Source organism: Nocardioides caldifontis (genome assembly GCF_008087345.1).
Taxonomy (GTDB): domain Bacteria; phylum Actinomycetota; class Actinomycetes; order Propionibacteriales; family Nocardioidaceae; genus Marmoricola_A; species Marmoricola_A caldifontis.
Map to the genome: position 1 here is coordinate 377,209 of NZ_VHIB01000001.1, position 23,907 is coordinate 401,115.

At 72.5% G+C, this 23,907-nt stretch carries 23 protein-coding genes; 12 read left to right on the forward strand and 11 right to left on the reverse strand.

Features of this window, described 5'->3' with window-relative positions; all coding sequences use genetic code 11:
• The first annotated feature begins 15 nt into the window (after nt 1-15).
• Together FIP57_RS09910 and FIP57_RS09915 are read left to right on the forward strand one after the other, a co-directional pair.
• Nucleotides 16-726 carry a hemerythrin domain-containing protein gene (locus FIP57_RS09910; protein WP_148573355.1) on the forward strand — a complete coding sequence of 237 codons (711 nt, stop codon included), beginning with the start codon at nt 16-18 and terminating at the stop codon, nt 724-726.
• Between the two features lie 53 nt (nt 727-779).
• A complete protein-coding gene (locus tag FIP57_RS09915) occupies nt 780-1,241 on the forward strand; it encodes an SRPBCC family protein (protein ID WP_148573356.1) in 462 nt (153 codons plus the stop codon).
• Here the strand turns inward: FIP57_RS09915 and FIP57_RS09920 are convergent.
• The 4 genes from FIP57_RS09920 to FIP57_RS09940 all read right to left on the reverse strand — a co-directional run bounded on the left by FIP57_RS09920 (nt 1,198) and on the right by FIP57_RS09940 (nt 5,471).
• Nucleotides 1,198-2,505, reverse strand: a complete 1,308-nt coding sequence (locus tag FIP57_RS09920; RefSeq protein ID WP_148573357.1) for an MFS transporter — start codon at nt 2,503-2,505, stop codon at nt 1,198-1,200. The two genes, FIP57_RS09915 and FIP57_RS09920, sit on opposite strands and share 44 nt — an antisense overlap.
• 136 nt (nt 2,506-2,641) lie before the next feature.
• Nucleotides 2,642-3,316: a DUF2189 domain-containing protein gene (locus tag FIP57_RS09925; RefSeq protein ID WP_148573358.1), complete on the reverse strand. Its 675-nt coding sequence runs from the start codon at nt 3,314-3,316 to the stop codon at nt 2,642-2,644.
• A 377-nt stretch (nt 3,317-3,693) separates the two neighbouring features.
• A complete protein-coding gene (locus FIP57_RS09935; RefSeq protein ID WP_148573359.1) occupies nt 3,694-4,785 on the reverse strand; it encodes an inositol-3-phosphate synthase in 1,092 nt (363 codons plus the stop codon).
• A gap of 17 nt (nt 4,786-4,802) precedes the next feature.
• Nucleotides 4,803-5,471, reverse strand: a complete 669-nt coding sequence (locus FIP57_RS09940) for a PadR family transcriptional regulator (RefSeq protein ID WP_148573360.1) — start codon at nt 5,469-5,471, stop codon at nt 4,803-4,805.
• A 264-nt stretch (nt 5,472-5,735) separates the two neighbouring features.
• On the opposite strand from FIP57_RS09940, the gene FIP57_RS09945 reads away from it, so the two are divergent.
• Both FIP57_RS09945 and FIP57_RS09950 read left to right on the forward strand, forming a co-directional pair.
• Nucleotides 5,736-8,252 (forward strand): transglycosylase domain-containing protein, encoded by a 2,517-nt coding sequence (locus FIP57_RS09945; protein ID WP_148573361.1) that lies wholly within the window; start codon nt 5,736-5,738, stop codon nt 8,250-8,252.
• A gap of 92 nt (nt 8,253-8,344) precedes the next feature.
• Nucleotides 8,345-9,748, forward strand: a complete 1,404-nt coding sequence (locus FIP57_RS09950) for a glycosyltransferase family 87 protein (RefSeq protein ID WP_148573362.1) — start codon at nt 8,345-8,347, stop codon at nt 9,746-9,748.
• Nucleotides 9,749-9,842: 94 nt separating this feature from the next.
• Here the strand turns inward: FIP57_RS09950 and FIP57_RS09955 are convergent, their stop codons facing one another.
• Nucleotides 9,843-10,880, reverse strand: coding sequence for an alanine racemase (locus FIP57_RS09955; RefSeq protein WP_148573363.1), 1,038 nt, complete (start codon nt 10,878-10,880; stop codon nt 9,843-9,845).
• A gap of 4 nt (nt 10,881-10,884) precedes the next feature.
• Nucleotides 10,885-12,027, reverse strand: a complete 1,143-nt coding sequence (locus tag FIP57_RS09960; RefSeq protein ID WP_148573364.1) for a lipid II:glycine glycyltransferase FemX — start codon at nt 12,025-12,027, stop codon at nt 10,885-10,887.
• Nucleotides 12,028-12,125: 98 nt separating this feature from the next.
• On the opposite strand from FIP57_RS09960, the gene FIP57_RS09965 reads away from it, so the two are divergent.
• Nucleotides 12,126-12,824 carry a LolA-like protein gene (locus FIP57_RS09965; RefSeq protein ID WP_148573365.1) on the forward strand — a complete coding sequence of 233 codons (699 nt, stop codon included), beginning with the start codon at nt 12,126-12,128 and terminating at the stop codon, nt 12,822-12,824.
• Nucleotides 12,825-12,854: 30 nt separating this feature from the next.
• Here the strand turns inward: FIP57_RS09965 and FIP57_RS09970 are convergent, their stop codons facing one another.
• The gene (locus tag FIP57_RS09970; RefSeq protein ID WP_148573366.1) at nt 12,855-13,664 is read right to left on the reverse strand and encodes a deoxyribonuclease IV; all 810 of its coding nucleotides are present in this window, start codon (nt 13,662-13,664) and stop codon (nt 12,855-12,857) included.
• A 230-nt stretch (nt 13,665-13,894) separates the two neighbouring features.
• Here FIP57_RS09970 and rpsF point away from each other — a divergent pair, with 230 nt between their 5' ends.
• The 4 genes from rpsF to rplI all read left to right on the forward strand — a co-directional run bounded on the left by rpsF (nt 13,895) and on the right by rplI (nt 15,664).
• Complete coding sequence (rpsF, locus tag FIP57_RS09975; protein ID WP_148574131.1) at nt 13,895-14,185, forward strand: 30S ribosomal protein S6; 291 nt, start codon at nt 13,895-13,897, stop codon at nt 14,183-14,185.
• A 78-nt stretch (nt 14,186-14,263) separates the two neighbouring features.
• Entirely contained in the window at nt 14,264-14,842 is a 579-nt protein-coding gene (locus FIP57_RS09980) for a single-stranded DNA-binding protein (protein WP_148573367.1), read from the forward strand.
• A 115-nt stretch (nt 14,843-14,957) separates the two neighbouring features.
• Nucleotides 14,958-15,194, forward strand: a complete 237-nt coding sequence (gene rpsR, locus FIP57_RS09985) for a 30S ribosomal protein S18 (protein WP_148573368.1) — start codon at nt 14,958-14,960, stop codon at nt 15,192-15,194.
• Nucleotides 15,195-15,208: 14 nt separating this feature from the next.
• Entirely contained in the window at nt 15,209-15,664 is a 456-nt protein-coding gene (gene rplI, locus FIP57_RS09990; protein WP_148573369.1) for a 50S ribosomal protein L9, read from the forward strand.
• A 385-nt stretch (nt 15,665-16,049) separates the two neighbouring features.
• Here the strand turns inward: rplI and FIP57_RS09995 are convergent, their stop codons facing one another.
• Nucleotides 16,050-16,592, reverse strand: a complete 543-nt coding sequence (locus FIP57_RS09995; protein WP_148573370.1) for a hypothetical protein — start codon at nt 16,590-16,592, stop codon at nt 16,050-16,052.
• A gap of 11 nt (nt 16,593-16,603) precedes the next feature.
• Nucleotides 16,604-17,962 carry an MATE family efflux transporter gene (locus FIP57_RS10000; RefSeq protein ID WP_238993382.1) on the reverse strand — a complete coding sequence of 453 codons (1,359 nt, stop codon included), beginning with the start codon at nt 17,960-17,962 and terminating at the stop codon, nt 16,604-16,606.
• A gap of 712 nt (nt 17,963-18,674) precedes the next feature.
• Between FIP57_RS10000 and dnaB the strand changes: the two genes are divergently transcribed.
• The gene (gene dnaB, locus FIP57_RS10005; protein ID WP_476739176.1) at nt 18,675-20,360 is read left to right on the forward strand and encodes a replicative DNA helicase; all 1,686 of its coding nucleotides are present in this window, start codon (nt 18,675-18,677) and stop codon (nt 20,358-20,360) included.
• Between the two features lie 246 nt (nt 20,361-20,606).
• A complete protein-coding gene (locus FIP57_RS10010; RefSeq protein ID WP_148573372.1) occupies nt 20,607-21,473 on the forward strand; it encodes a DUF6299 family protein in 867 nt (288 codons plus the stop codon).
• A 62-nt stretch (nt 21,474-21,535) separates the two neighbouring features.
• On the opposite strand, the gene FIP57_RS10015 is transcribed toward FIP57_RS10010, so the two are convergent.
• Together FIP57_RS10015 and FIP57_RS10020 are read right to left on the reverse strand one after the other, a co-directional pair.
• Entirely contained in the window at nt 21,536-22,444 is a 909-nt protein-coding gene (locus tag FIP57_RS10015; protein ID WP_148574133.1) for a Gfo/Idh/MocA family oxidoreductase, read from the reverse strand.
• The gene (locus FIP57_RS10020; RefSeq protein ID WP_148573373.1) at nt 22,441-23,433 is read right to left on the reverse strand and encodes an NAD-dependent epimerase/dehydratase family protein; all 993 of its coding nucleotides are present in this window, start codon (nt 23,431-23,433) and stop codon (nt 22,441-22,443) included. Before FIP57_RS10020 ends, FIP57_RS10015 begins: the two co-directional genes overlap by 4 nt.
• Before the next feature lie 128 nt (nt 23,434-23,561).
• On the opposite strand from FIP57_RS10020, the gene FIP57_RS10025 reads away from it, so the two are divergent.
• On the forward strand, nt 23,562-23,873 hold the full coding sequence (locus FIP57_RS10025; RefSeq protein WP_148573374.1) for a hypothetical protein: 312 nt from the start codon (nt 23,562-23,564) through the stop codon (nt 23,871-23,873).
• Nucleotides 23,874-23,907: the final 34 nt, after the last annotated feature.

Below are 23,907 nucleotides of genomic sequence, written 5' to 3' on the forward strand. Positions count from 1 at the left end.
GAGCAGGAGGAACCGATGACCACCACCACCCAGGTCCCCCAGATCACGCTGCCCGGCCAGGCGCACACCGCCGAGGGACCCCACGACATGGGCGGGATGTACGTCATGCACCACGCCTTCCGTCGCGACCTCGACCGGTTCGTCTCCGCGGTCCGGCGCACGCCGGTCTGCGAGGAGGCGACCTGGCGGGCGCTGCAGCGGCGGTTCGGCCTCTTCGACGAGGCGCTCCACCACCACCACGAGATCGAGGACGCCGAGATCTGGCCGATCCTCCTCGACCGGGCGGAGGGCGTCGACCGGGAGACCCTCGAGGCGATGGAGGCCGAGCACGGCACGATCGACCCGGCCCTCGAGAGCTGCCGCGAGGGGTTCGCCGCGATGGTCGAGCACCCGTGCGCCGACCACCGCAACGCGCTCGACGTGCGGGTCACCGCGCTCCGCGCCAGTCTCGCCGACCACCTGCGCCACGAGGAGACCGAGGCGCTGCCCCTGGTCCAGCGGACGATGACGGCGGCGGAGTGGGAGGCGTCGGAGAAGGCCGCGGGCAAGGGGTACCCGCTCCGGATGATCCCGTTCCTCGTCTGCTGGACGATGGAGGGGATGCCCGAGGAGGTGCGGCGCAACGTGCTCGGCCAGGCCGGCCCCGGCTACGGCGTGGTGCTGCGGCTCCTCGAGGGCCGGCACGCCCGCCGGGAGCGCGGTGCCTTCCGGTTCGCCGACTGCTGAGGCGTCGCGCAGGTCACGGTTTCCGGCTCGCGGGGCCGGGGGATCCCCTCCTCATGGGGACCGACATCGTCAGGACCGAGACGGCCGAGGCGCCGATCGGCGTGGCCTTCGCCTACCTCGACGACTACCGCGAGGTGCCGAGCTGGATGTTCGGGGTCGAGGACTTCCGGGTCGTGGGCGACCAGGACCACGGGCTGGGCTCGGAGTTCGAGGCGACGCTGAACCTCGGGATCAAGCTCCACACCCGGATCCGCTGCACCGAGTGGGAGAAGAACCGGGTGATCGGGATGGACTCCGTCAAGGGGTTCAAGGTCCGCTCGCGCTGGTACTTCGAGGAGGACGGTCCCGGACGCACGAAGGTCCGGGCGGAGGTGACCTACGGGCTGCCGTTCGGGCCCGCCGGCAAGGCGATGGGCAAGGTCATCGGTCCCGCGGTCCAGCGGGCCGTCGGCCACTCCGCCGAGACGCTGATCAGGAACATCGAGGCGCTGGCCGCGCGGGAGGCCGGTCGCTGACCGGTGCCCAGCGGGCGAAGGCCACGGCGGTGAGCAGGTACCCCGCCGCCAGCACCCCCAGCACGGCGTACGAGCGGCCGTCGGCCGGCAGGACGAGCGCCCCGGTCGCCGCCGCCGCCACGAAGACCACGTTGAACAGCACGTCGTAGAGCGAGAAGACGCGGCCCCGGAAGGCGTCGTCGATGCCGGCCTGCACGAAGGTGTCGACGCAGATCTTGACCCCCTGCGACACCAGGCCGAGCACGAACACCGACACCAGGACCGCGGTCTCGGTGTAGGCAGCCGTCGGGTAGAGCTGCACCGCGGCGCCGACCACCAGCAGCACCAGCACCCAGGTGCGTGCCGGGAGCCGGTCGGTCACCGGTGGCGTGACCAGCGCCGCTGCGAGGAACCCCGCGCCGCCGACCAGCGCCGCGAGGGAGAGCCCCGAGAAGGCGGCGTCGGGGTCGCCGGGGTGGAAGGCGTTGCGGTGCAGCAGCACCAGCGCGACCGAGGAGATCCCGAACCAGTAGCGGTGCGCGCCGATCGCCAGCAGCCCGCTCGCCGGCAGCGGCCGCGACCCCAGGTGGCGCAGCCCCTCGACGAGGCCGCGCACGACCGCGCCGAGCGAGGCGAGCACCGGTGGCCGCCGCGGGTCGGGGTCGGGTCCCAGCCGGTCCCGCGGGATGCGGAGCGCAAGCAGCCCGGCGCCGGCGTACGCGAGGCTCGCGCCGAGGAGCACGGTCACGTCCCCGTCCCACCCGACGCCCCCGGCCAGCGAGCGCAGCCCGGCGCCGGCGCCCAGCCCGAGGACGTAGGCGAGAGTGCCGGCGGTGGGGGTGAGCGCGTTCGCGGTGACCAGGTCGTCGCCGGCGACGGTGTGCGGGAGCGCGGCGGAGAGCCCGGCGAGCAGGAACCGGTTGATCGAAAGGCCGAGGAGGACCGTGGCGTAGAAGAGCGGGTCCGGCACCTCCGCCGCCACCTCCACGGCCACCACGGCCGCGACCGCGACCCGGCTGAGGTTCGCCCAGACCAGCACCTGGCGCCTCGACCACCGGTCGAGGAAGACCCCGGCGAACGGGCCGAGCAGCGAGAAGGGGAGCAGCACGACCGCGAGCGCGGCGGCGACCGCCGACGCGGAGAGCTGCTCGTTCGAGAACAGGGCGTACGACGCCAGCGCGACCTGGAACACCCCGTCGCTGCCCTGGCTGGCGAGCCGGACCCCGAACAGCCGGCGGAACCAGACCCCGCGGAGCAGGCGGATCAGGTGGGCCGGCGCGGACATGCGGCGATCCTCCCAGCCGCACCTGCGGGTCCCGGCACCGACAGGACCCGGGACGCACCACGCCCCGCGGCCGACGGACGGCCGCGGGGCGCGGGTGGGTCGAGCTGTCCCGGGTGGTCGAGCTCGTCGAGACCCGTCAGGGAGCGACGGGCTCGTTCTGCAGGGCGCGGTAGGTGTAGGCCTGGCCCAGGACGATCACCGGGACCGCCACGAGGAGCCCGATGCCGCAGAGCAGCGCACCGACGAACCCGACGACGATCGCGAGCAGGAAGAACAGCAGCGTCGGACCCAGGTTCTGGGTGGTCAGCTGGATGCTCGCCTTGATCGCGTCGACCGGCGCGAGGCGGCGGTCGATGACGAAGTACATCGTGTACATCGTGACGAACTGCCAGATCAGCCCCGGCAGGTAGCAGAGCAGCAGGCCGACGAACGACCCGATGCCGATGAGGATCGCGGCGACGACGACGCTCCCCCAGGGGATGCCGGCGAACGCGGCGCCGGGGTTGACCGGCTCACCACGGGCGATCTTCAGCGCGGCGTGGGTCAGCGCGGTCATCACCGCGAAGCCGGCCGCGATCGCGATGCCGGCCACCAGCATGAGGACCGCGGTGTAGACCCAGAAGTTCCCGCCGCCCTCCTCGATCTGGCCGGTCTCGAAGTTGAACGTGTCGGCCTCGGGGGCGAACGGCTGCGCGACGAGGAAGCCGAGCCCGTAGACGACGGCGTACACCAGGATCGCGGCGAGCGCGAGGGTCAGCATCGTGCCGACGTTCTGGGTGAACTTCGTCCAGGCCCACTGGATCGCGTTCACCGGGCTGTAGGCGCCCGCTCCCGAGGGAGGTCCGTAGCCGGGGGGCGGTCCGTAGCCGCCGGGCGGCGGCCCCTGCGGGGGGTAGCCCCCACCGGGCGGCGGCCCCGAGGGCGGGCCCTGGGGCGGGTACCCGCCACCGGGCGGCGGTGGCGGTGCGCCCCCTCCGGGCGGCGGGGGCGGGGTGCCTCCTCCAGGAGGCGGGGGAGGCGGGTTCGAGTCGCTCATGGGCCGCAGAGTAGTGATCCGAGACCCCGCGCAGGGCGAAGAACGGCCGGACACACGGGTGCCGCGGACCTCACGGGACGGAGGTCCGCGGCACCACGTAGGCAAACCGGGTCATGCGGGCATGGTCACGCCCGCGACGTGCGGTCAGGCGTTCAGCGCTCGACCTCGCCGCGGATGAAGGCCTCGACCTGCGCACGGCCGAGGTCGTCGGGCATCTGCACCGGCGGGGACTTCATGAGGTACGTCGACGCCGACAGGATCGGGCCGCCGATGCCGCGGTCCTTCGCGATCTTGCAGGCGCGCAGGGCGTCGATGATGATGCCGGCGCTGTTCGGGGAGTCCCAGACCTCGAGCTTGTACTCCAGGTTCAGCGGGACGTCGCCGAACGCACGACCCTCGAGCCGGACGTAGGCCCACTTGCGGTCGTCGAGCCACGCGACGTAGTCCGACGGGCCGATGTGGACGTTGCGGTCGCTGACCTTGTTGGCCAGCTCGCCCTGGAGGTTCGAGGTGACCGCCTGGGTCTTGGAGACCTTCTTCGACTCCAGCCGCTCGCGCTCCAACATGTTCTTGAAGTCCATGTTGCCGCCGACGTTGAGCTGGTAGGTGCGGTCGAGGGCGACGCCGCGGTCCTCGAACAGCTTCGCCATCACGCGGTGGGTGATCGTCGCGCCGACCTGGCTCTTGATGTCGTCACCGACGATCGGGACGCCGGCCGCCTCGAACTTCGCCGCCCACTCCGGGTCGGAGGCGATGAACACCGGCAGCGCGTTGACGAAGCCGACACCGGCGTCGATCGCGCACTGGGCGTAGAACTTGTCGGCCTCCTCGGAGCCCACCGGAAGGTAGGACACGAGCACGTCGGCCTTCGAGTTCTTCAGCGCCTGCACGACGTCGACCGGCTCGGCGGCCGACTCCTCGATGGTCTGGCGGTAGTACTTCCCGAGGCCGTCGTACGTGGGGCCGCGCTGCACCTCGACGCCGAGCGTCGGGACGTCGCAGATCTTGATGGTGTTGTTCTCGGAGGCGTTGATCGCCTCGGAGAGGTCCTTGCCAACCTTCTTGTCGTCGACGTCGAAAGCCGCGACGAACTCCACGTCGGAGATGTGGTAGTCGCCGAACTTGACGTGCATGAGCCCGGGGACGGTGGTCTCGGGATCGGCGTCCTTGTAGTAGTGGACGCCTTGGATCAGCGAAGTGGCGCAGTTGCCCACACCCACGATCGCGACGCGTACGGAACCCATCGGGCTCTCCTTCTTCCTCAGGTTGTTTCCGGTTTGCCGAGCCGTCCGGTGACGGTCGGTCCGTCCTGCCCCTCGTGACGCCCCTCGCCGCGTTCCGCGGCGATGAGGTCGGAGAGCCAGCTGACCTCCCGCTCGACCGACTCCAGGCCGTGGCGTGCCAGCTCCACGGCGTAGCTGTTGGTGGTGGGTGCTCCCTCGGACGCCAGGAGGTCGCGGCGCACGTGTGCGAGCCGCTCCTCCAGCCGCGCCCGTCGACCTTCGAGGATCCGCAGCCGGATCTCCCGGTCGGTGCGCCCGAAGAACGCGAACCGGACCCCGAAGTCGTCGTCCTCCCACGCCGCCGGGCCGGCCTCCGACATCAGCTTCGCGAACCGCTCGTCGCCCGCGGGCGTGAGCTCGTAGACGATGCGCTGACGACGGCTGACCGCGCCGGTGGTGGTGGTCTTCGCAGCGCCGCTGCGGGCGCGGGTGGCCCGCTTCGCCGGCACGGGCGCCGCGGCGACGTGCTCGGTGATGAACCCCGCGCGGAGCATCTTCTTCAACGCCGGGTAGAGCGAGCCGTAGGAGAGCACCCGCCCGCGCCCGAGGACCAGGTTGAGCTGCTTGCGCAGCTCGTAACCGTGCATGGGGTTCTCGTGCAGCAGTCCGAGGACCGCCAGCTCGAGGGTCTCTCCCCTGCGGGTCACCGTCACCTCGGGTTCCTGCGGCGTTCACCGCTCGTCGTATCGGACTGACGTATCGTAGCGATATATCAAGCGCTGCTCAAAGCGGCGCGCCCCCGTGTGCGGAGGGTGGCTGACGTCACCGCGTCACCGCCGCCGGGCGCCCTCGTTGACCGGTCGGAGGACCGACGCCCCCCGTACGCTGAGGTGTCGCCCCGGACGGGAGGGGCACCCTCACGGGGTCGGATCGGGGCACCGGCCGTGGGGCCCCCTCGTGGAGAAGGTCGAGTGAGCGGACAGCGCAAGGAGCCCTACCCCTGGCAGAAGCGCCAGGCGGAGGAGGCGAGGAAGGCCGAGGCGAAGAAGGCGGCGGCCCGCAGGGCCGCCGCCCAGCGCGAGGCCGCACACAAGCGCCGGCCGGCAGGCGCCGGCGGCGGCTCGAGGCCCCCCGGCCCGCCCGTGCCGCCCAAGGAGCGCGGCAAGTGGTCGCGCGGGTGGCGCCGTGGCGTGAAGTGGCTCGCCGCCAGCTTCGGCGTCGTCTTCGTCGTCGGGCTCGTGCTCTTCGCGATCGCCTACGCCCGCACCGACATCCCCGACCCCAACGAGGGGTTCGAGGCGCAGACCTCCTACGTCTACTACGCCGACGGCAAGACGGTGATCGGCAAGTTCGCCGAGCAGGACCGCACCAACGTCGAGCTCGAGGACGTCCCGACCCACGTGCAGGACGCGGTGATCGCCGCCGAGGACCGCACCTTCTGGACCAACAAGGGGCTCGACCCCAAGGGGATCCTCCGCGCGGCCTTCAACAACGCCAAGGGCGGCAACACCCAGGGCGCCTCGACGATCACCCAGCAGTACGTCAAGGTCTTCTACCTCAGCCAGGAGCGCACCTGGTCGCGGAAGTTCAAGGAGGCCATCCTCTCGCTGAAGATCCAGCGCCAGATGGACAAGGAGGAGATCCTCGAGGGCTACCTCAACACGATCTACTTCGGTCGCGGCGCCTACGGGATCGAGGCCGCGGCCCGTGCGTACTTCGACACGACGGCCGCGGAGCTGAACGTCCGCCAGGGCGCCGCGCTCGCGGCGATCATCAACTCGCCCAACGGCTACGACCCCGCCGGCGGCCGTGAGTCCCGCCAGGGGCTGCGGGCGCGCTACTCGTACGTGGTCAGCGGCATGGAGGACATGGGCACGCTGCCCGCGGAGCTGGTCGGCTCCCGCAAGGTGTCCAAGCTGCCGAAGTTTCCCGAGATCAAGGGCGAGAGCACCTACGGCGGCCAGCGCGGCCACGTCCTCAAGATGGTCCGCGACGAGCTGCAGCGGCTCGGGTTCAGCGACGCCGAGATCGACGGCGGGGGCTTGAGGATCACCACCACCTTCAACCAGAAGGTGATGCGGGCGGCCCAGGCCGGCGTGCAGGAGAACCGCCCCGACCTCAAGGGGCTGCACGTCGGCGTCGCCTCCGTGGACCCGCGCAACGGCGCGCTCCGCGGGATGTACGGCGGCCAGGACTACCTCGAGAGCCAGATCAACTGGGCCCGCGCGGGCGGTGCACCGGGGTCGGCCTTCAAGCCGTTCGCCCTCGCCGCCGCGCTGACCTACGGCTACTCGCTGCAGTCTGTCTTCGACGGCAGCTCTCCGCTCGAGGTCGCCGGCACCGAGTTCGAGAACCAGGGCGAGAACGCCGGCGTGAGCTACGGCCCGGTCAGCCTGCTCACCGCGACCGAGAAGTCGATCAACACCGCCTACGTCGAGATGGTCGACAGCATCGAGCCCAACGGGCCCCGGGCGGTCCGCGACCTCGCGATCAAGATGGGCATCCCGGCGAACGCCCCGGGCTTCGACGAGAACCTCAGCATGGTGCTCGGCTCCCAGACGGTGAGCCCGATCGACATGGCCAACGGCTACGGCACGATGGCCGCCGGCGGCAAGGCGAAGAAGGTCTACACGGTCGAGGAGGTCCGCTCGGCCTCCGGGCAGGTGGAGTACCAGCACCGTGTGAAGGCCGAGCAGGCGGTCAGCGAGGAGGTCGCCGCCGACGCGACCTACGCCCTCCAACGGGTCACGCAGTACGGCAGCGGCACCAACGCCAACGTGCTCGGCCGCGACATCGCCGGCAAGACCGGCACCGCCACCGACGACAACGGCAACGTCCGGTCGTCGTGGTTCGTCGGCTACACGCCGCAGCTCTCGACCGCGGTGATGTACGTGCGCGGCAACGGCGCCGAGCCGCTCGACGGCTTCCTGCCGACCTTCTACGGCGGCGAGTACCCCGCCCGCACCTGGGCCTCGGTGATGGGCGCTGCCCTGGAGGGTGCGGACTACCTCGAGTTCCCCGAGCCGGCCTACCTCGACCACTCCGTCGAGGGCCACGCGCCGACGCCGACCTTCACCCCCGACCCGTCCCCGTCGGAGTCGGAGGGCGACGAGGGCAGGCGCAACCGTGGCAACCGCGGCGGCGACGACGACGAGCAGGAGCAGCCCGACCCCTCGCCGCCCGCGACCAGCCCGGGCGGCGGCAACGGCGGCGGCAACGGCGGCGGCAACGGTGGCGGCACCGGCGGCGGTTCCGGTGGCGGCAACGGTGGCGGCAACGGTGGCGGCAACGGTGGCGGTTCCGGCGGTGGCGGTGGGTCCGGGGGCGGCTCCGGCGACGGCAGCGGGAGTGGTGACGGTGGCACCGGGACCGACGGCGGCGGCACCGGAACCGGTGGGGGTACGGGCGGTGGCACGGGCACCGGGACCGGTGGTGGCACCGGCGGAGGCACGGGCACCGGAACCGGCCAGGGGCAGGAAGCGGCCTGACGTCTGTCGGGGCTCGTGTCCCCCTCGTGTCCCCCTCGTGTCCCCGCCGGTGAACGCCCGCGAGGCCGGCGTACCCCGGTAGCGTGCGCCCGGTGGAGGTCGTGCACCCGACGGTCGAGGACCCGGTCGCCCGCGCGGCGAGCGAGGGGATCGGCGGGCCGTCCGGGCGGCACTCGCGCGGCCACCGCTGGTGGACGCCGGTGCGCGTCGTCCTCGCGGTCGCCTGCGTGGCCTGGCTGCTGGCGATGGTGCAGAAGGCGCCGTGCGCCGCGGACGGCTGGAACGGCGAGAACGCGCGCTACGCGCAGATGTGCTACTCGGACGTGCCGTACCTCTACACCGGCCGTGGGTTCGCCGAGCTCCAGGTGCCCTTCGCCGACTCCGACGGACGTTACGAGGGGCTGGAGTACCCGGTGCTCATCGGGTGGTTCGCCTACGGCGCCTCCTGGCTCACCCAGCAGCTCGTCGGCGAGGCCGACCTCGAGCGACGGCGCGCCGCCCCTGTCGACGAGCTGAGCAGCTTCCCCGGGGTCGAGGAGGAGCGGCGGCTGTCGTTCGTCGTCACCGCGATCCTGCTCGCGCCGTTCGTGCTGCTCGCCGCCTGGTTCCTCGCCGGCGCCCACCGCGGCCGGCCGTGGGACGCGCTGCCGTTCGCGGCCGCGCCGACCCTCGTCGTCGCCGGGCTCGTCAACTGGGACGTGATCGCGGTCGCCTGCGTCGCCGGGGCGTTCTGGGCCTGGTCGCGCGGGTCACCGCTGCTGGCCGGCGTGATGGTGGGGCTCGGCACCGCCGCCAAGCTCTACCCGCTGTTCCTCCTCGGCGCGTTCCTGGTCGTCGGCCTGCGCCGCCGGAGCTGGCGGCCGCTGGCCCTCGCCTTCGGCGGCGCGCTGGCGAGCTGGCTGGCGGTGAACCTCCCGGTGATGCTCTACGGCTGGGAGGGGTGGCGGGTCTTCTGGTCGTTCAACGCCGACCGCGGCCCCGACCTCGGCTCGCTCTGGCTGGTCGCCGCGCACGCCGGTCACGCCGCGTCCGCCGACACCGTGAACCTGGTGTCGTGGGTGGTGTTCCTCGCCGTCTGCGCAGCGGTGCTGGTGCTCGGGCTCACCGCGCCGCAGGTCCCGCGGGTCGCCCAGCTGGCGTTCCTCGTGCTCGTCGGGTTCCTGCTGGTGAACAAGGTGTACTCGCCGCAGTACGTCCTCTGGCTGCTCCCGGTCGCGGTGCTCGCCCGCCCCCGCTGGCGCGACCTGCTGATCTGGCAGGCGGGCGAGCTCTTCTACTTCGCGATGGTGTGGATGTACCTCGGGCAGTACACCGCCTCGGCCACCACCGGGGGCCAGGACCTCGCCTACTCGGTGGCGATCGTGGTCCGGGTGGCCGCGGAGCTGTACCTCGCCGCGGTCGTCGTCCGCGACGTGCTCCGGCCCTGGCGGGACCCCGTCCGTCTCTCCGCCGGCGACCTGACGCACGACCCGATGACCCCCGTCGGACGACGTTGAGCCGCCCTTCGTGGCGCGCCTGGGGGTGTGTTGAGCCGCCCCTCGTGGCGCGCGTTGGGGTGTTGAGCCGCCCGTCGTGGCGCGGCCCGGCGCGTCATCCCAGGGCGATCTCGTCGAACGTGCTCACGGTGAACCGCACCCGCACGTCGACCCGGTCGCCCACCCGCGGGACCGGGGTGTCGTGCGGGACGAAGAGCATCGACGCCTGCATGTGCGGCGGCTCGGCGAAGAGCCGCTGCTTGCCGTCGATCGTGAACGGCGAGCGGACGAAACCGGCCGCGTCGAGCCCGCCCTTGGCGATCCGCGCGGCGCGGTCGCGCAACGTCGCCCCTCCGGTCGGCGCCTCGAGCCCGATCCCGTGCGCCGTCCCGCCCGAGACGACCACGATGTGGCCCTGCCGCGGAGCGGTCCGGCCGCGGTAGCCGAAGACGTCGCCGCGCTCGACGGGGTGCACGTCGAGGACGGTCGCCGTGACCCGGAGCGCCCCCCTGTCGCCGAGCCAGAGCCGGGTGCCGATCCGGGGGCGGAGCTCGAAGTCGGCGTACGACGAGGACAGGCTGGCCAGCTCGGCGTCGGTGAGGTGCGAGACGTAGACCCGGCGTACGTCGATCCCGCTGGCGACCACGTCGGTCATCAGCCTCCCGACCTCGCCGAGGTGGGAGCCGTGCGCCATCGGCAGGTGCAGCGCGAACCCCTCGACGTCGAGCCCGTCCAGCCGGGCCGCTGCCTCCCGGAGCTCGCGCCGGCGGAACCCGTGGCGCAGCATCGAGGTCAGCACCTCGAGCACCACCCGAGGTCGGTCGACGCCGGCGCGGGCCCGGAGCTCGTCGAGGTCCTCGAGCCGTCCGACCGTGTGCACCACGCGCGGGTCGTAGACGGTCCGGGTCTCCGAGGGACGCCACGGGGAGAGCACGAGCACGGTGCCGTCGAACCCCTCGCGGGCGGCGGCCACCTCGGCGTACGTCCCGACGGCGAGGACGTCCGCACCGAGCGACGCGGCCGTGGCGGCGAGCCGCGGGATGCCGAAGCCGTAGCCGTTGCCCTTCGCGACGGGGACGATGCCGGGGTGGGCCTCGACGACCGAGCGCAGGTGGCGGTGCCACCGCTGCTCGTCGATGGTCAGCGTCAGCACGCGGTCACCCCCGCCGGGCCATGTAGAGGGCGAACGCCTTGTACAACACCCGGTTCACCGGTCGGTCCCACTCGCCGGCGAGCTCGACGGCCTCGCCGCCGGTGCCGACCTTGAAGGTGATCAGCCCGACGTGGCTGTCGTCCGGGTCGAGCGTGTCGGTGATGCCGCGGAGGTCGTAGACGTCGGCTCCCTGCTTCAGCGCGTGCCGGATCATCGCCCACTGCACGGCGTTGGAGCCGCGGACCTCGCGCTTCTCGGTGGAGGAGGCGCCGTAGGAGTACCAGACGTGAGTGCCCACCTGGACCAGGATCGTGCTGGCCACCAGGTCGCCCTCGTGCTCGGCGTGGAACAGCGCGATCCGGTCGGGGTCCTCCGCGCCGAGCGCTCGGAACATCGTCGCGAAGTAGCTCCGTGGACGCGGCGTGAACCCGTCCCGCTCGGCGGTGTGGACGTAGAGCGCGTGGAACCGGTCGAGCTCGGCCTCGAGCCGGTCGGCGGGGACCCGATCGGCGACGACTCCTTCCTTGGTGGCCTTCTTGATGTTGCGCCGCCACAGCTGGTTCATCCCCTTGAGCACCTCGTCCTCGGTGCGGGCGGTGCCGTCGGGGTGGCGGAGCGGGACCTGGAAGACGTGCTGCGGCTGGCCGGCCGCGAAACCGCCGGCCACCGACTGCGGCAGCCACCCGAGCTCGCGCAGCTGGGAGACGACCGCGGCGCCCTCCGGTTCGCGGGCGGTCGGGGCGAGGTCGTCGAGCCGGCGTACTCCGTCGTCGGCGATGCCCTGCTTGACGGTGGCGGCGTCCCAGCGGCGAACGACGACGGGGGGGCCCATCCTGATGCCGAAGGCACCCTGCACCTTCAGGTGGCGGACCATCGGGTCCAGCCATTCCGCGAGCGGGTCCGCCGCCCAGTCGATGACCGGTCCCTCGGGGAGGTAGGCGAGGTGACGCCGCACCTTCGGCAGCTGCCGGTAGAGGACCAGCCCGGCCCCGCGGAGCTCGTCGCCGTCGAACCAGCCGAGCGACTCACGCCGCCACTCGCTCTTCACCTCGCCCCAAGCCGGCACCTGCAGGAAGCTGGCGCTGCGCCGGGACGCGACGAACGCGAGGTGCTCGGCCGGGGTGATGGTGCGGACGGTGAGGGTCACGTCGCCCGAGCCTAGTTCCCCGACCACCGCCCGGTTTGCGCCGACATGGTTGGATGCTGCAAGCGCAGGCAGCGCGACGCACCCGAGGAAGGCACCACATGAGGACCTGGCAGGCAGCACTGACGGGGGTCGCGGCAGCGGCCCTTCTCTCCGCGTGCGGAGGGGGGTTCGCCGAGGAGTCGCCCGAGGCCATCGGCGAGGCCGCCGAGAAGGACATGAAGGCGCTGGAGTCGGTGCGGATCGCGGGGGAGCTGACCAGCGACGGCGAGGAGATCTCCGTCGACATGGCGCTCACCACCGACGGCGACTGCCAGGGCACGCTCGGGATCCAGGGCGGCTCGACCGAGATCCGCAGCCTCGGTGGCGAGACCTGGATGAAGCCGGACGCGGCGTTCTGGGAGGCCTCGGCCGGCGAGCAGGCCGCGCTGATCCAGGGCGTCGTCGGCGACAAGTGGGTCGTCCTCGGCGACGACCAGGACTTCGCCGAGCTCTGCGACCTCGACGAGCTGCTCGACCAGATGGGTGGCGACGACGACGACTCGAAGGCCGAGACCGACGGCACCGAGGACGTCGACGGCACCGAGGCGGTCAAGGTCGTCGGCGAGACCGACGAGGGCGACCCGGTCACCGTGTGGGTGAAGGTCGACGAGCCGCACCACATCCTGAAGATGCAGGTCACCGAGGGCGGCGAGCCCGGCGAGATCACCTTCTCCGACTTCGATGAGAAGCTCGAGGTCGAGGCACCGGCCGACGACGAGGTCGTCGACCTCGAGCAGCTCGGCAGCCAGGCGGGCTGACCCTCCGGGCCGCAGGGCGGCTCCGTCGGATCAGAGCCGCCCGCGGAGCCACTCGAAGTCGGCCTTGTGCCGCTCGGCCGGTCCGGGCGTCTCGACGATCACCGGGGCGCCGGCCTGCCGCACCAGCTCGACGAACGCCTCGTGGTCGAGCTGGCCCTCGCCGAAGTTGGTGTGCCGGTCGGCGCCGGAGTCGAAGGCGTCGCGGCTGTCGTTGGCGTGCACCAGGTCGATCCGGCCGGTGAGCGCGAGCAGCCGCTCGACCGCGGTGTGGAGCGCGATCCCGCCGGCGTGCGCGTGGCAGGTGTCGAGGCAGAAGCCGACCTTGTCGGCCTGCTTGCAGGCGGAGATCGCCTCGAAGACCCGGCCGATGCGCTCGGCCTGGCGGGCCATCGCGTTGTCGCCGCCCGCGGTGTTCTCGATCAGCAGCGGGACCTTGATCTCCGTGGCGTCGACGGCCTTGCGCCAGTTGTCGAACCCCTTCTCGGGGTCGTCCTTGGCGTTGACGTGGCCGCCGTGGACGATCAGCCCCTTGGCGCCGATCTCCGCGGCGGCGTCCATGTGCTGCTGAAGCAGCTTGCGGCTCGGGATCCGGATCCGGTTGTTGGTGGTCGCGACGTTCACGATGTAGGGGGCGTGCACGTAGAGGTCGACCCCCGCGGCCTCGGCGGCCTCCTTCAGCGCGGCGGCGCCCCCGGCGTACCGGATCTCGGGGCCCTTGTAGCCCTGCGGGTCCCCGAGGAAGAACTGCACCATCGTGCTGTCGCGGGCCTGGGCCTCCGCGACGGGATCGGTCTGGTCGACGTGGGCGCCGATGCGCAGCTGGTCCGCGGTGAGGGGCATGCCGCCAGGCTATGACGGGGCTCCGACAGGTCGCACCGGGCCCGTGAGGCTGTGGATCACGATTTCGGGCGGGGGAGCACGCGCTGGTAGCCTTGGGCGGTCCGGTCGCCCCGGCGCCACCGACGGCGTACGACGACGGACACGGCCCACCGCTCTGGTGGGCCGACGCACCAGCCCTCCTGCCACGGAACGACCGTGGCCGCCTGAGTCCGAAGGAGGTGGAGACTGCTGTGCGTAGCTATGAAGTGATGGTCATCCTCGACCCCAGCCTCGACGAGCGCACCGTCGCCCCGTCGCTCGACACTTACCTCAACGTGGTCCGTCAGGACGGCGGCGAGGTGGAGAACGTCGACGTGTGGGGCAAGCGACGGCTCGCCTACGAGATCCAGAAGAACGCCGAGGGGATCTACGCCGTCATCGACCTGAAGGCCGAGCCGGCGACGGTCAAGGAGCTCGACCGTCAGCTCACGCTGAACGAGTCGGTGCTGCGGACCAAGGTCATCCGTCCCGACGCCAAGTGAGGCTCCCGGTTGTCGGCGCGCCCCACTAGGTTCGCAGGCAACCGAGCATCCGAGTTCCACTGACGCAGGAGTCAACCCATGGCAGGCGAAACCCCGATCACCGTGGTCGGCAACCTCACCGCTGACCCCGAGCTGCGCTTCACCCCCTCGGGTGCTGCCGTCGCGAACTTCACCGTGGCCTCCACGCCGCGGACGTTCGACCGGCAGACCAACGAGTGGAAGGACGGCGAGGCGCTGTTCCTCAACTGCTCCGTGTGGCGGCAGGCGGCCGAGAACGCCGCCGAGTCGCTGGTGCGGGGGATGCGCGTGATCGTCCAGGGCAACCTCAAGGCCCGCAGCTACGAGACCCGCGAGGGCGAGAAGCGCACGGTGTTCGAGATCGACGTCCAGGAGGTCGGGCCCAGCCTGAAGTACGCCACCGCCAAGGTGCAGAAGACCAGCCGCTCCGGCGGCGGTGGTGGGTCGTACGGCGGCGGGGGCGGCGCCCCAGCGCAGCAGGACGACCCGTGGGCGACCCCCGGCGTCTCGGGCGGCAACCAGGGCGGCGGCCAGGGTGGCGGCCAGGGTGGCGGCGGTTGGGGCGGTCCGACCGCCCAGCCGGCCAACGACCCGTGGGCGTCCAACGCTCCGGCCGCCCAGGACGAGCCTCCGTTCTGAGGACCGGCCCGCCTCGGCGGGCCACCCGGCGCACCGTCCTCGGTGCGCCACGACAACACGACAACCATTCCGGCCCCGTCATCGGCAGGGGCCGGGCTCACGAAGGAGCACCACAATGGCCAAGCCGGTTCTGCGCAAGCCCAAGAAGAAGGTCTGCCAGTTCTGCAAGGACAAGACGGCGTACGTGGACTACAAGGACACGACGCTGTTGAGGAAGTTCATCTCCGACCGCGGCAAGATCCGCGCGCGTCGGGTCACCGGCAACTGCGTGCAGCACCAGCGTGACGTCGCCACGGCGGTCAAGAACGCCCGCGAGGTCGCGCTGCTGCCCTACACGTCGACCGCGCGCTGAGAGGGGAGCACCAGATGAAGCTCATCCTGACCCAGGAGGTCACCGGCCTCGGTTCGCCCGGTGACATCGTCGAGGTGAAGGACGGCTACGGCCGCAACTTCCTGATCCCGCGCGGCTTCGCGATCCGCTGGACCCGCGGCGGCGAGAAGCAGATCGACTCGATCAAGAGCGCCCGTCAGGCGCGCCAGGTCGCCGACCTCGGCAAGGCCAAGGAGATCAAGGCGACCCTCGAGGGCACAGCCGTGACCGTCCCCGTGCGGGCCGGCCAGGGCGGCCGTCTCTTCGGCGCCGTCACGGTGTCGGACATCGCCGCCGCGATCAACAAGGCAGCGGGCGGCTCGTCCGACGTGGTCGACAAGCGGAAGATCCTCGTCGGCAACCCGATCAAGTCGCTCGGCGAGCACCGCGTCACCGTCAAGGTGCACGACGAGGTCGAGGCGCAGGTCAACCTCAACGTCGTCCCTGCCTGACCCTGGACGGCTGACGGCGTCCGCGGACGTCGTACCTCCTCCGACCGCCCCTGGGGTTCCCCCGGGGGCGGTCGCCGTTTTCCGGGTCGCGTCGAGCCGCCCCTCGTGGCGGGGGGTTCGGTGTTGAGCTGCCCCTCGTGGCGCGGGATTCGGTGTTGAGCCGCCCCTTGTGGTGAGGGGAGCCGCCGCTGGCGGCGGTCCTCGGCCGTCCGGGGTCGCGGGGCGGGGAACCACCCCTGCGCTCCTTCGTCGCTCCGGGGGGTCAGTCCCATGCACGCCCGCCCCGCCACCCCTCCCGGCCGCCGCCACCAGCGGCGCCCCCGCGCCACGAAGGGCGGCTCGACACAGCCCGGGCGCGCCACGAGGGGCGGCTCGACACAGAAGTTCAGTCGTCGGGGGCGGTGCGGCGGCGGATCCGCGTCAGGGGGTCGTCGTCGTCCTCCTCGTCCTCGTCGCCGGCCGACCAGAGCGCCACGACGAGCACCACGTTGCACCCCACGGCGAGGGCGGCGCTCGGCAGCTCGAGCCACTCCCAGCCGACCCAGTGCACGAGCAGCGGGAGGACGGCCACGACGACGTACAGGTTCCGCAGCCACCGGAAGAGCGCCTGCCGACCGCTGTCGGAGAGGTCGGTGAGCGCGTCGCAGACCAGGAAGCAGAAGGCGAGGGTCGGCACGCTGAAGAGCCACCCGAGGCTGTCGTCGACCTCCGCCACCGACCCCGGCGGCCAGATCAGCACGTCGACGAGGAGGCACAGCCACGCGGTGACCGTGGTGCCCCTGTGGTTGGGGAGCAGCTCCTTGAGCCCGGAGAGGCCGAGCAGCACCAGCACCCAGCCCAGGGGGTCCGGGACCCAGTCCCATCCGGACGGCTGGACGTCGAGGAAGACGAGGACCAGCCCCATCGCAACCGTCTGCAGCGCGGCCATCGCCGGGCAGCCTAGTGGCGCTCGGTGCCCAGGACCATCCAGCGGTCGGTACGCGCGCGGAGCACCAGGACGACCGCGCGGCCGCCGATGAACACCACCCCGAAGACCACCCAGAGCCACACCAGCCCGGTCGAGCCGGAGACCTGCGAGGCCAGGAGCACCGCGCAGGGGACGAAGCCGGCGGTGACCAGCGCGCCGACGGCGGCGAGGTACCGACCGTCCCCCGCCCCGATCAGCACGCCGTCGAGGACGAACACGACGCCGGCGACCGGCTGGAACACGGCGGCCACCAGCAGCACCTTCGCGAGCAGCCGCACCACCTCGGGGTCGTCGGTGAAGAGCGGCCCGAGGACCGGGGCGGTGAGGGCGAGCAGCACCCCGGTGACGACCCCGGACACCAACCCGATCCGCACCATGCGGTCGGTCGCCTCGCGGGTCAGCGCGGCGTCGCCGGCCCCGAGCGCCGTCCCGGTGATGGTCTGCGCGGCGATCGCCACGGCGTCGAGGGCGTAGGCGAGGAAGCTCCAGACCGTCGTCGCCACCTGGTGCGTCGCCGTGGCGGTGGCCCCCATCCCGGCTGCGCACCAGGTCATCGCGACCAGGCACGCCTGGAGGCTGAGGGTCCGCACGAGCAGCGGACCGCCGGCGCGCGCGGAGCGGCGTACCCCGTCGGCGTGGGGGCGGAGCGCGGCCCCCTCCCGCCGGGCCAGCCGGACCACCACGGCGACCAGCGCGACCGCGGCACCGAGCTGGGCCAGGTCGGTGCCGAGCGCGGAGCCGGCCACCCCGAGGTCGAGGCCGTAGACGAGGACCACGTTGAGGACGACGTTGACGACGTTGGCCGCGACCGCCACCACGAGTGGGGTGCGGGTGTCCGCGAGGCCGCGCAGCACGCCGGTGGCGGCGAGCACCAGCAGCATCGGGGTGACGCCGAACCACGCCACCCGGAGGTACGTCGACGCGGCGTCGGCGACCTCGTTGCCCGAGCCGAAGAGGGCCACCACCTGCTGGGTGACCAGGAGTCCGGCGACGGTGGTGGCCGCACCGACGACCACCGCGAGCCACAGCCCGTCGACCCCCTGCTGGAGTGCCGCCGCCCGCCGGCCGGCCCCGAGCTGGCGGGCCACCGCCGCCGTCGTGGCGTAGGCCAGGAAGACGCAGAGCCCGACGACCAGGCGCAGCACGACCGACGCGATCCCGAGGCCGGCGAGCTCGGTGGTGCCGAGGTGGCCGATGATCGCGGCGTCCGCGAGGAGGAAGAGCGGCTCCGCGACGAGCGACAGGAAGGCCGGGACCGCGAGGGCGATGATCTGCCGGTCCACCTCGCGGCCGGCCCGAGGGGTGGTCTCGGGATGGCGACGACGGGGCACCTGGGCACGGTACCTGCGCCCGGAGCGGGTCATTGACATCGCTGGCTCCGGACTATTTCCGGCCGACTCCTTGCGGAGCGCCGCCGGTCCGCGGTAGTGGGCCGCCCTGTGTAGAACCTGTGGAGGGTGTGGCTGCGCACGGCTGGGCGGTGGTCCGGACGACCGAAGGTCCTGTCCCGGTCAGCGATGCGGAATCCGTCTCGGAATTTCTTCGACTCACATCGGGGGAGAGACGTTCCCGCAGGTCAGAACGGGTGTCGGCGGAGATTCACAGGTTCTGTCCACAGGTGTGTGAACAGGCCGTGCACACCGATCACGGCGTGTTCCACACGGTTCCCCCAGTTATCCACATGGCCTGTGGACAACGGGGTTGGTGCCCCGCCCGATCCGCACTACGTTCGCCTTTCCGCAACCGGTCGCCGGCTCCTCCGAGCCGTCCAGGGCCGGGCTCGACGCGATTTGTCGGTGGTGTTCCGTACGTTCGCCGGCAAGGCACACCAGCACCAGCAGCACCACTGACAGCACCACCAGTGAAGCCGGCAGCACGAGCCGTGGGAGGCAGCGGATGAGCGTGACGGGGCAGGCCGGACCGGGCTCGGCGATGGACGCCGAGCCGTGGGACCCCGAGGCGGCCTACGCGAGCGCGGGGGGCGGCTACTCCGACCGGATGCCCCCGGCGGACAACTCCGCGGAGCAGTCGGTGCTCGGCTCGATGCTGCTCTCCAAGGACGCCATCGCCGACGTCGTCGAGACGATCCGCGGGACCGACTTCTACCGCCCCGCCCACGAGACGATCTTCGAGGCGATGATCGACCTCTACGGCCGGGGCGAGCCGGTCGACCCGGTCACCACCGCTGCGGAGCTCAGCCGGCGCGGCGAGCTCGTCCGGGTCGGCGGCGCGCCGTACCTCCACACGCTGTCGGCGTCGGTGCCGATCGCCGCGAACGCCTCCTACTACGCCGAGATCGTCCGCGAGAAGGCGATCCTGCGCCGGCTGGTCAGCGCCGGCACCCGCATCGTCCAGATGGGGTACGCCGGTGAGGGCGAGGTCGACGACGTGGTCGACGCCGCGCAGCAGGAGGTCTACCAGGTCACCGACAAGCGGAGCACCGAGGACTACGCCCCGCTGAGCGCGATCATGGAGGCGACCCTCGACGAGATCGAGGCGATCTCCAACCGCGGCGGCGAGATGACCGGCGTGCCGACCGGGTTCGCCGACCTCGACGAGCTCACCAACGGCTTCCACGGCGGCCAGATGATCATCATCGCCGCGCGTCCCGCGGTCGGGAAGGCGCTCGCCCTCGACACGCCGCTGCCGACCCCGACCGGGTGGACCACGATGGGCGAGGTCCGGGTGGGCGACCTGCTGCTCGACGCGACGGGCGCGCCGACCGAGGTGGTCGCCGCGACCGGGGAGATGCTCGGGCGCCCCTGCTACGAGGTGACCTTCTCCGACGGCTCGAGCCTGGTGGCCGACTGGCAGCACCAGTGGCGGACCACCGCGGCCGGCGACGAGGTGCCCGCGACGGTGACCACCGGCGACATCCGCCGCTCGCTCGCCGCGGGCCGTGCCCACGCGATCACGATGCCCGACGGGTCGGCGATGAAGGTCGAGCGCGTCGAGCCGGTGCCCACCGTGCCGGTGCGCTGCGTCCAGGTGGAGAACGACGACCACCTCTACCTCGCCGGCCCCTCCGGCGTCCCCACCCACAACTCGACGCTTGCGCTCGACCTCTGCCGCGCCGCGAGCATCCACCACAACCAGGCCGCGGTGATCTTCAGCCTGGAGATGACGCGCAACGAGATCACCATGCGGTTGCTCTCCGCCGAGGCGAAGATCCCGCTCAACCACATGCGCAACGGCCACATGACCGACGAGGACTGGCAGAAGCTCGCCCGCAAGATGGGCGAGGTCTCGGCCGCCCCGCTCTTCATCGACGACTCGCCCAACATGACGATGATGGAGATCCGGGCGAAGGCCCGCCGGCTCAAGCAACGCCATGACCTGCGGCTGATCGTCATCGACTACCTGCAGCTGATGACCTCCGGCAAGAAGGTCGAGTCCCGCCAGCTCGAGGTCTCGGAGTTCTCCCGGCAGATCAAGCTGCTCGCCAAGGAGCTCGAGGTCCCGGTCATCGCGCTCTCCCAGCTCAACCGTGGCCCGGAGCAAAGATCGGACAAACGGCCCATGCTTAGCGATCTACGCGAGAGCGGATCTATCGAGCAAGATGCGGACATGGTGATCCTGCTCCACCGCGAGGACGTCTACGAGAAGGAGTCGACCCGCCCCGGCGAGGCCGACCTGATCGTCGCCAAGCACCGCAACGGCCCGACCCGCGACGTGGTCGTCGCGTTCCAGGGCCACTACTCGCGGTTCGTGGACATGGCCCAGGGCTAGCTCCTCCCAGCTGCCCCGGGTCTCCCGGTCGCGGACCACTCTCCCGGGTCCACGGCCGGGTGGGAGGTGGTGGGGGCCCGTTCTCCCCGGGTCCCCACCAACCCGTCCTCACCGATCCGTCCCGCCGATCCGTCCCGAGCCGCGCACGATCGGGACGAAGGGCCCCGTCCGCCGGAGGCTCGCAGGCTTACGGTGCAAGGGAGTCCCCGCGCTCGGGGCGGGGAACCACACCTCGAGGTGAGCGCCATGACGCACCGGCTCCTCACCGGCCTCGCGGCCGGATTTCTCCTCGTCCCGCTGGTCACGCCGCCTGCTGCGGCCGTCCCGCCGGACAACGACTCACCTGCCGGCGCCGTCCGGCTCCGCCTCGACGAGCGGGTCGTCCAGGACACCCGCGAGGCGACCACCGACGACCAGGACGGGCGGCTCAACAACTTCTGCGGGGCCCCGGCCACGGGGGCGTCGGTCTGGTACACCGTCCACGCCCGCCGCGACCGCGACCTGGTGGTCGACCTGCGCCGCTCCGACTACAGCGTCGGCGCCATGGTGTTCCGGGGCGAGCCACGGCCCCGGACGCTGGTGAACTGCGGGCCGGAGCGGGTCGCGTTCCAGGCGCGCGCCGGCACGACGTACTCGGTGATGATCTTCAACGACACCCGGGACCAGGGCGGCCGCCTCGTCGCCACGCTGAAGGTCGCGCCGAAGCCGCGGATCGAGCTCTCGGTCGCCCGCCGCGGGCTCGCCTACCGCAACGGCGATGCCCGGGTCCGTGGCAGCTACCGGTGCCGCGGCGAGGGCGCCGGGTTCCTCTTCGGCTCGCTCGAGCAGCGGGCCGGCCGGCTGAAGATCCCGTCGGCGTTCGGCACCCGGATCCGCTGCGACGGCCGCCGCCACACCTGGTCGGTCCGGGCGGTGTCGGAGATCGGGCTCTACGCCCCCGGCCGCGCGCGGGTGGTCGTGGAGGCGCAGGGGTGCGGGCTCGCCTCCTGCACCACCGAGAAGGCCCGCCGCACCGTCCGGCTGGTCCGCGCCGGCGGGTCCTCGGTCCGCTCCCAGGCTCCTCCGCCCGTCGAGCGGCCGCGGCTGTCGACCACCCGCGCTTGGCCGCGCTGAGCCGCCCTCAGCCGCCCGTCAGCCGCCCGTCAGCCGCCCGTCAGCCGCCCGTCAGCCGCCCGTCAGCCGCCCGGCCGGAGCTGCTCCACCACCCGCCGGGCGGCGTCGAACCGGAGCAGCTCGTCGTCATCGCCGGAGAGCAGCGCCTCGTAGAGCGGCCGGTAGTGGGCCACCTTCCGCGGCGTCGTGCCGTCGTCGTCGAGCCACGCCATGGGGCGACCACCGCGGAACTTCGTCGCCGTCACCGCGGTGTGGTCGAGCCACACCTCGATGTCGTCGTCGTAGCGCAGCACGGTCCGCTTGCTGCTGTCCGCGGCGTACCAGCTCGTCACCAGCGTGACCGTGCCCCCGCCGCCCAGCGTCCCGGCCGCGTGGCCCCGGTGGCCCTGGTCGTCGACGGAGGCGAGGGTGACGTCGTCCACCCAGCGGAGCAGCATGCTCAGCTGGTTGGGTCCGGAGTCGGTCCAGGACGAGCCGTACGACGCGAGCTCCTCCGGGCTCTTGCGGACGTAGGGGTCGTGGAACACCGACACCACGCTCCGGAGCGGACCCGGGGCCACCGTCGCAGCCCACCGGACCTCGGGGGAGTACGCGAAGTGGTGCGCCACCCGGAGCCGCCCCTCGACCGCCGCCGGGTCGACACCGTCGAGGGCAGCCAGCTCCGACGCGGAGGCGACGAGGGGTTTCTCGACCAGCACCGTCGCGGCGGTCGTGGTCAGCAGCCGAGCCGCGAGCGGGCCGTGGGTGTGGGTCGGGGTGGCGACCACCCACAGCCCCACCTCCGGGGCGGCGTCGAGGTCGGGGACCACGGCGTCGACGGCACCGGCGGCCGAGGCGGACGCGCCCCGAGGGTCGACGCCGACGAGCCGGGCGTCCGGCAGCAGCGCGCGGAGCACGGTCGTGTGGGTGAGCGCGATGGTGCCGAGCCCGACGATGCCGACGGTGCCGACGGGGGCGTGGGGCGTCGTCATGGCAGCTCGGCGAGGAAGGACCGCTCCTCCTCGTCGGTGAGCCCCGCGCCGGCCGGCGCCCCGACCGACTCCTGCCAGGCGAGCCCGTCGGCCAGCGTCTCGGCGAGCGGCCGGGGCACCAGCCCGAGGCCACGCGCGCCGGACGCGTCCCGGTCGCCGAAGCCGGCGTACTCCGGCAGCGGCAGCCACAGCGGCAGGGAGCGCGGCCCGGCCCACGGCTGCACCTCGCGCTCCTCCAGCCAGGCCGGCGGCACGGCGGCGAGCGGCCCGTCGTGGCCGGCGACCTCGCGCGCCGTGCGCAGGTGCTCCTCGAGGGGCACGGTGTCGCCGGTGGCGTTCACGGTGCCCGTGCGGCCGAGGCGGGCGGACTCGACGAGCCAGGTGGCGAGGTCGCGGGCGTCGACGACCTGCGTCATCAGCCCGGGCACGTCCGGCACCAGCACGGTCCCGTCGGCGGAGGCCGGGTGGGCGAACCGCCAGGGCCAGTACGTCGTGCGCCCGGACGCGTCCCCGGGCCCGCCGATCAGCCCGGCCCGCGCGACCAGCGACCGGCCCGCGCCGAAGGTGGCCAGGACGGCCTGCTCGCAGGCGACCTTCGCCGAGCCGTACTCCTCCAGCGACCCCATCGTGTCGGCCGCCAGGGGTGGCAACGTCTCGGCGTCGACCGTCGCACCGGCCCGCGAGGTGTCGGCGTAGACGCTCCCGGACGAGACGTAGAGGTACCGCTCGCACCGGTCGGCCAGCGCCGCGACCGCGCCACGGACGTGACCGGGGTGGGTGGCCAGGTCGATCACGGCGTCGAACCGCCCGTCGAGCCCGTCGTACGCCGACGTGCCGGCCGTCCGGTCGGCGACCACGAGCCGGGCGCCCTCGGGCACCGTGGCCGCCGTCCCGCGCGCGAGGCAGACGACCTCGTCCCCTGCGGTCAGCGCGGCGGACACCACCTCGCGGCCGAGCCAGCGGGTTCCCCCCAGGACGAGCAGCCTCATGCGCCCCATCCCACCGGTCGCGGTGCCGGTGGACAAGGCCACCGCGCGGGCGGCGTTGCAACTCGCGCGACGTGGGAAGCCTGCTCCGCGAGCCCCCGACGACCGACGGGGGGCGGCGAGGAGGACACGTGAGCGACACGTCGGGGGACCAGATCCGCCACCACGAGAACCCGGTCATCGACGAGGAGAGCCCGGCTCCGGAGCAGCAGCCCGGCGGGAAGGAGATCGTCGCGGACCGCGAGAAGTCGCCCGAGCAGACCGAGCTCTCGGAGGAGGAGCTCGAGGCCGAGCGGCAGCGGAGGCTCGACCCGGAGAACCGGCCCGAGTTCACCGAGGTCGACAACACCGGCCGGACGTTCGACCCGATCAGCGGCACCTTCGAGGACGACGACCGGGACGGGGTCAACGCGCCGTTCGCGGACCCCAGCGAGTCCGTCTGAGCGAGGCCGCCCTTGTGTGCCGTCGGGCCGGTCG

Coding starts and splice junctions, on each gene's coding strand:
- FIP57_RS09915 (WP_148573356.1), top strand. CDS start 780: ATGGGGACCGACATCGTCAGGACCGAGACGGCCGAGGCGCCGATCGGC.
- FIP57_RS10010 (WP_148573372.1), top strand. CDS start 20,607: ATGACGCACCGGCTCCTCACCGGCCTCGCGGCCGGATTTCTCCTCGTC.
- FIP57_RS10015 (WP_148574133.1), bottom strand. CDS start 22,444: ATGACGACGCCCCACGCCCCCGTCGGCACCGTCGGCATCGTCGGGCTC.
- FIP57_RS09965 (WP_148573365.1), top strand. CDS start 12,126: ATGAGGACCTGGCAGGCAGCACTGACGGGGGTCGCGGCAGCGGCCCTT.
- FIP57_RS10020 (WP_148573373.1), bottom strand. CDS start 23,433: ATGAGGCTGCTCGTCCTGGGGGGAACCCGCTGGCTCGGCCGCGAGGTG.
- rpsR (WP_148573368.1), top strand. CDS start 14,958: ATGGCCAAGCCGGTTCTGCGCAAGCCCAAGAAGAAGGTCTGCCAGTTC.
- FIP57_RS09935 (WP_148573359.1), bottom strand. CDS start 4,785: ATGGGTTCCGTACGCGTCGCGATCGTGGGTGTGGGCAACTGCGCCACT.
- FIP57_RS09970 (WP_148573366.1), bottom strand. CDS start 13,664: ATGCCCCTCACCGCGGACCAGCTGCGCATCGGCGCCCACGTCGACCAG.
- FIP57_RS09910 (WP_148573355.1), top strand. CDS start 16: ATGACCACCACCACCCAGGTCCCCCAGATCACGCTGCCCGGCCAGGCG.
- FIP57_RS09995 (WP_148573370.1), bottom strand. CDS start 16,592: ATGGCCGCGCTGCAGACGGTTGCGATGGGGCTGGTCCTCGTCTTCCTC.
- FIP57_RS09980 (WP_148573367.1), top strand. CDS start 14,264: ATGGCAGGCGAAACCCCGATCACCGTGGTCGGCAACCTCACCGCTGAC.
- rplI (WP_148573369.1), top strand. CDS start 15,209: ATGAAGCTCATCCTGACCCAGGAGGTCACCGGCCTCGGTTCGCCCGGT.
- dnaB (WP_476739176.1), top strand. CDS start 18,675: ATGCTGCTCTCCAAGGACGCCATCGCCGACGTCGTCGAGACGATCCGC.
- FIP57_RS09920 (WP_148573357.1), bottom strand. CDS start 2,505: ATGTCCGCGCCGGCCCACCTGATCCGCCTGCTCCGCGGGGTCTGGTTC.